4 protein-coding genes and 1 pseudogene are annotated in these 6303 nt (G+C 76.3%); 4 read left to right on the plus strand and 1 reads right to left on the minus strand.

What is annotated here, in order from left to right; translation table 11 throughout:
* Positions 1–20: 20 nt before the first annotated feature.
* Positions 21–1255: pseudogene (locus ACFVFS_RS34930) on the minus strand (DUF692 domain-containing protein).
* 417 nt (positions 1256–1672) lie between these two features.
* Here ACFVFS_RS34930 and ACFVFS_RS34935 point away from each other — a divergent pair.
* The 4 genes from ACFVFS_RS34935 to ACFVFS_RS34950 all read left to right on the plus strand — a co-directional run.
* Positions 1673–2596: a GNAT family N-acetyltransferase gene (locus tag ACFVFS_RS34935; RefSeq protein WP_380628904.1), complete on the plus strand. Its 924-nt coding sequence runs from the start codon at positions 1673–1675 to the stop codon at positions 2594–2596.
* A 198-nt stretch (positions 2597–2794) separates the two neighbouring features.
* Positions 2795–3541 carry a hypothetical protein gene (locus tag ACFVFS_RS34940; RefSeq protein WP_380628905.1) on the plus strand — a complete coding sequence of 249 codons (747 nt, stop codon included), beginning with the start codon at positions 2795–2797 and terminating at the stop codon, positions 3539–3541.
* Positions 3542–3673: 132 nt separating this feature from the next.
* Positions 3674–4693, plus strand: a complete 1020-nt coding sequence (locus tag ACFVFS_RS34945; protein WP_380628906.1) for an MBL fold metallo-hydrolase — start codon at positions 3674–3676, stop codon at positions 4691–4693.
* 79 nt (positions 4694–4772) lie between these two features.
* On the plus strand, positions 4773–6303 hold a 1531-nt coding region (locus ACFVFS_RS34950; protein ID WP_380628907.1), incomplete at its 3' end, for an ATP-binding protein.

Raw genomic sequence — 6303 nt, forward strand, 5'->3', positions numbered from 1 at the left:
TGCGGTGCCGGACGCGCTGCTCAGGCGTCGCGGCCGGGTCGTAGCAGGCGCCGCAGGCGGGTGAGCGGGCCCGGCGGCCGTTCCGGGGCCGGGTCGAGCCACCGCGCCAGCGCCGAGCGGGCGGCGGCGTCCGGGCCGGTGCCCCCGCCGGCGCCCGCTCCCTCGGTGAGCGCCCAGGCGGCGAAGGCCCGGGCGTCGGCGCGGTAGCCGCCGGTCTGCGGGTGGCTGCGGGCGTAGGCGAGGAACAGCGGGCCGTACCGCGTGCCCAGCAGGCGGGGCAGCTCCGGGGCGACCTTGGCGGCGGTGTCGCGGCGCTTGGCGGCCAGGCCGGCGGCCTGCGCGCGCACCTGCGCGGGGTCGAAGCCGGGCGGCACCGGGCCGCCGGCCACCAGGGCGGTGAGCAGTTCGGTCTGCCGGGCGGCGAGCCGGGCGCGGGCGGCGTCGGTGGCGGCGGCGTCCGGGCCGGCCGGGCGGACGGGGGTCACCGCGCGGTCCCGCCGTCCAGCACCCGCCGGACGGCGTCGAGCTCGGCGGCCAGCTCGGCCGGCGGCGGGAAGGCGGCGTCGCGCTCCAGCAGCACCCCGGGCGGGGCGACCCGGGCGCACAGCTCGGCCAGCACCTCCAGGACCGGCTCGGTGACCGGGTGGGCGTGGGTGTCGTGCCAGACGCCGTCGACCATGGTGCCGCCCGCGACGTGCACGTAGGCGAGCGCCTCCAGCGGCAGGCGGTCCAGCTCGGCCGCCGGGTCGACGCCGAGGTTGACCCGGTTGGTGTGCAGGTTGGCGACGTCGATCAGCAGCCGCACACCGGTCCGCTCGACCAGCTCGGCGAGGAACTGCCCCTCGGTCAGCTCGTCGTCCGGCCAGGCCAGCTGGGCGGCGATGTTCTCCAGGGCGAGCGGGACCGGCAGCCGGTCCTGGGCGATCCGGACGTTCTCGGTGATCACCCGCAGGGCGTCGCGCGAGCGCGGCACCGGCAGCAGGTGGCCGGCCTCCAGGCCGCCGGACCGGACGAACGCCAGGTGCTCGGTGACCAGCGGGGAGCCGAGCGCCCCGGCGGTCTCGGCGAGCCGGTCGAGGCGGGCCGGTTCGGGCCGCTCGGCGCCGCCGAGGCCGAGGCCGACGCCGTGCGGGACCACGGTGAGGCCTTGGTCGAGCAGGATCCGTAGGGACTCCGGGAGGTGGCCGGCGCAGATGTTCTCGGCGACCACCTCGACCCAGTCCAGGCCGGGCTGCCGCTCGACCACGGTGTCGATCTCGCTGCGCCAGCCGAGGCCGACGCCGAGGCGGCGCGCGGTCCCGGAAGTCCCGGAGACCTCGGTGGAGCGGGTGGTGCCGGCGGTCCCGGTGGTGCCCGTCGTCGGTGCGGGCGCGTGCGGTGCGGTGGGCAGGGCAGGGGAGGTCATCGGTGCGCCCCCTTCGGAGGGCCGGGTGGGAGGGCCGTCGGTCGGCCGGGCATCGTCGCCGGGGCCGCCGGGCCGTGCTGGTGAGCATGTCCCCGGACGGCGCGGCTGCCAAGCCTCGCCCGGTCATTTCAGAGCATTACTTGAGCTTGGCGTTACGTCAATGATCGGTCCGCGCCCCAGGACCGTGACATCACCGCAGGTGGGGGTCGTTCCGGCCGGAAAAACCAGGGGCGGGCGGGCCGTCTGTGGGGCTACCGTGACCTCCCTATGACACCTCTGACGATTCGTGACTTCCGCCCCGAGGACGCCGAGGCCGTCGCGGCGGCCCACCGCGCCGGGCGCGAGCACCTGGTCCAGACCCCCGAGATGTTCGTCTGGCGGAACGCCCACCGGGCGAAGGGCGCCCACTACCGCACCTTCGTCGCCGAGCTGGACGGCCGGGTGGTCGGCACGGTGCGCTGCGGAGTGGTGACGGGCACCAGCACGACCGGCGTCGGCCACGCCAACGGCAGCGTGCTGCCCGAGCACCGGCGGCGCGGGGCCTTCACCGCCCTGCTGGCCGCCGCCGAGCGGCACCTCGCCGAGCACGGCGTCGTCGAGCTGCACAGCTGGGTGGACGACGAGCCCGGCTCCCGCGCCTTCGCCGAGGCCCGCGGCTTCACCGCCGGCCGGACCGCCCACTTCGCCGCCCGGGACCTCACCGCGCCGCTGCCGCCCGCCCCGCCGCTGCCGGCCGGGGTCGAGCTGCGCCCGGCGAGTGCCTTCGCGGCCGATCCGTACCCGGTCTTCGAGATCGAGGCGGACGCGGCGTTGGACGAGCCGGGCGAGATCGTGATGGACGCCACCGAGTACGACGAGTGGCTGGCGGGGGAGTGGAACCGCCCGGACCTCGACCGGGAGCTGACCGTGGTCGCCGTGGCCGACGGCGTGCCGGCCGCGTTCAGCGCCGTCAGCACGGACGGCGCGGAGCGCTACTGGTCGGCGTTCACCGCCTGCCGCCGGGCGTACCGGGGGCGGGGGCTGGCCAAGCTGGCCAAGCTGGAGTCGCTGCGCCGGGCCCGCGCCGCCGGCCTGCGGCACGCCTACACCTCCAACGACGCCACCAACGCGCCGATGCTCGCGATCAACTCCTGGCTGGGCTACGAGCGCTGCGCGAGCGAGCGGAAGTTCGTCAAGCGCCTCGACGGCTGAGGGCGCGTCATCGCCGGACGCGCCCGGGGCGGCCTCATGTCGTGACGGAGCGTGACGTCCGGATCCGCCGGACGGGTGAATCGGGAGCGTTCACCGGCGTGGCAGCGGGGAGGGAGGCGGGGGAGGGAGTTCCCGGCGCCTCACGGGGCATCACCTCCGCGCAGACTGTTCGTGCCCGGGTCGTCGCGCGGGGGTGCCATGGAGATCCTGCTCCAGATCCTGGTCGGGTTCGTCCCGGCCGCGATCGGCTTTCTCGCCGCCCGTTCGCTCGCCCGCACCCGGCTCTTCCTGCGCTACGGCTTCCTGCGGGCGCTGCTCGGGCCGTACGGCCGGGTGCAGATCGTCACCCCGAGCATCGAGGCGGCCGAGTTCGCCTACGCCAAGGACGGCTGCCGGCTCACCAGCCGGGGGCCGCGGAACGTGCTCTTCATGCCGATGGCCGAGGCGCGGGCCATCGCCCAGCTCATCGACCTGCTGCGGAAGATCAACCGCAAGGCCACCATCGAGCTGGTCACGGCCGGCGCGCAGGACCCGCGGATGCCGACCTTCTCGATCGGCGGGCCGAGCGTCAACGCCTACTCGGCGGGCGTCCTGGCCGTCGGCTTCCCGGACTTCCGGCTGGAGCACCCGCAGGCGGCCCGGGCCCGCTGGGGCGGGATGGCCTTCGAGGCGCAGTACAACGCGGCCGACGAACTCGTCCGCGACCACGGCTTCGTGTTCGTCACCCGCACCTCCCGGCAGGCGCCCTGCGTGGTGCTCTGCGGGGTGTTCGCCTTCGGCTCGGCGATGGCGGTGGAGGCGCTGGCGGCCGCCGGGCGGCAGTCCCCGCTGGCCGCGCTGTTCCGCTCGGGGGAGAAGGGGTTCGTCGCCGTCGAGGGGCGGGTGATCGGGCTGGACACCGTGGACGTGACCGTCGAGGTCTGCCGCATCCTGCCCGCGGGATGAGCACCCGAGGGCAGGATTCGGCCGCCGAGGACGGGGGCATACCGGACAGTCCGGGAGGCTCCGGGGCAGGAAGTGGCCGGATTCGTCGGGCTTTTGCTCCACTACCGTCACATCATCGGCATAATCGCGCCCATGACGATCAACCGTGCGAACGTGAGCGCGATTGCCGAGGACCTGTACGTCTGGCTCCCGCCGAAGCGCGGCTGGGGCCTGGCCAACTGCGGACTGCTCGCCGGGCCGCGCACGGCGCTGTGGATCGACACGCCCTACGACCCCTCGCTCGCCGCCGAGTTCCTCGCCGAGAGCCGCAAGCGGCTGGCCGACGGCGTCACCGTCGACCGGATCGTCGTCACCCACGCCAACGGCGACCACCTCTGGGGCGCGGGCGTCCTGCCCGACGCCGAGGTGATCGCCACCCGTGAGGCCCTGGAGCACATCCACTGGGAGCCGACGCCCCAGCAGACCCAGGGCCTGGTCACCGGCAGCGACCCGGACTCCCCGCTCGGCGACTACCTCCGCCGCCACTTCGGGCAGTTCGACTGGTCGCGGACCGAGCCGGTCCACCCGGACACCGTCTTCCACGGCGAGCTGGAGCTGCGGGTGGGGGAGTACCCGGTGCAGATCACCGGCCTGCCCTCCGCGCACACCGGCGGTGACCTCATCGTCCACCTCCCGCACCAGCGCGCGGTGTTCGCCGGCGACGTCATCTTCGGCTCGACCGCCGCGCAGCCCGGCGACCACCCCTCGCACTGGGCCGGCCCGCTGGAGAACATCGTCGCCGCCTGCGAGCGGATCCTGGCCACCGGCGCCGAGATCATCGTCCCCGGCCACGGCCCGGTCCTCGACCGGCCCGGCGTCCGGGAGCACATCGCCTACCTCGGGTACGTCCGCGAGCGCGCCCACGCCCTGCACCGGGCGGGCCTGCCCGCGCTGGACGCGGCCCGCCGGATCGTCGCCGAGCAGCGCTACCCCGAACTCGGCCTGCCCGAGCGGCTGGTGCTCACCGTCGCCGCCGAGTACCGGCACCTGGACGGCACCGCGGTGCCCAACGTGCTGGAGGCGATGAGCCAGGTGGCCCTGGTCGCCCGCGAGCTGGAGGAGGACGCCGAGCGGCGCGCGCCCCGGCCCCGCGCGGCCGGCGGCGCGGCCTGAGCCGCCCGCCCGCACCCGCCCCAACAAGCACCGCCCGCCCCAAGTCCGTTCTTCGTACAAGGAAACTCCGAGGACGTCGATGACGCAGCTGCTGGTCACGGCCCTGGCGCTGATCGCGCTCGCCGCGCTGGCCGCGGCCGGCCTGCTGGCCCGCGGCCGCTCCCGCGCGCTCACCCGGGCCGCCGCCGCCGAGGCCTCCGCCGGCCGGGCCGAGGAACGCGCCGAGGCCGCCGAGGGCCGGGCCGGAAAGGTCGAGCAGCAGGCCCGCGAGGCCCGGGACGAGGCGCACCGCTCGGCGGAGCGGACCCGCGAGGCGACCGACCGCGCGCTGGCCGCCCAGGACCGCGCCCAGCGGGCCGAGCAGCGGGCGGCCGAGGAGTCGCGGCGCGCAGACGGCGCCGACCGGGCGGCCGCCGGGGCGGAGCACCGGGCGGGCGGCGCCGAGCAGGCCGCCGCGGCTGCCGAGGGGCGCACCGCCGCCCTGCTGGCCGAGATCGGGCACCTCGCCACCGAGCGGGTGGCCGCCGCCGCCCTGCGCCTGAGCCACCCCAACGCCCCGATCGCCGGACCGCTGGACGCCGCCGCCGTCGGCCCGGACGCCGTGCAGGCCCTGCAGGCCGTCCTGGACGCCGCCGCGGCCGCCGTCACCGACGAGCGGGAGCGGGTCGACGCCGCCGCCCGCTCCGCGATGCGCGGCGCCACCTCCAAGATCCAGACCCTGCTCTACCAGATCCAGAGCCTGGTCCAGCAGCTCCAGCACGAGAACGACGACCCCCGGCTGCTGGAGGTGGACTTCCGCAACGAGGTCGCGCTGCGCCGGATCCAGACCGTCGCCGTGCTCTGCGAGGCCTGGCCCGGCCTGGCCCGCACCGACTCCCCGCTCGCCGAGGTCGTGGTCGGCGCGCTCTCCCGGGTGCCCGGCTACGCCCGCATCAAGGTGGCCAACCACCTGCGCGAGGACCGGCTCGCCGTGGTCGCCCGGGCCGCCGAGCCGGTGGCCATCGCCATCGCCGAACTGCTCGCCAACGCCACCGCGTACTCGCACCCCGAGACGGACGTCCCGGTCACCGTCCAACAGGGCGGCCGGGGCGCGCTGGTGATCGTCGACGACAGCGGCATCGGCATGGAGGAGGACCAGCTGCGCCGGGCCCGCCGACTGCTGGCCGGCCCGCCCGAGGTGCTCCTCACCGAGCTGGGCAACCCGCCGAAGACCGGCTTCGCGGTGGTCGGCAAGCTGGCCCGGCAGTACGGATTCACCTGCCACGTCGAGCCCTCCCCGTACGGGGGCATGCGTGCGCTGATCCGGATCCCGGCCGGCCTGCTGACCGTGGTGGACGAGGAGCAGCCGCTCTCGGTGCTCACCCCGCTGCCGCTGCGCGCCGGGCCCGCGCCCGCCGCTCCGCCCGCCCCGGGCCCGGCGGGCGGCCGCGGCCGCGAGGGCGTCCCGGCGATCCGGGTCGTCCCGCCGGTGCCGGACGCGCCCGACGGCCCGGACGCCCCCGGGCCGTCGGAGGAGCCGCCCGGGCACGCCGTCCCCCCGGTGCGCGCGGGTCCGGACGGTCCCGGCCCCGCGGACGTCCGGCCCGGTCTCGTATACACATATACGAGCC

Source organism: Kitasatospora sp. NPDC057692 (genome assembly GCF_042799475.1).
GTDB lineage: Bacteria > Actinomycetota > Actinomycetes > Streptomycetales > Streptomycetaceae > Kitasatospora.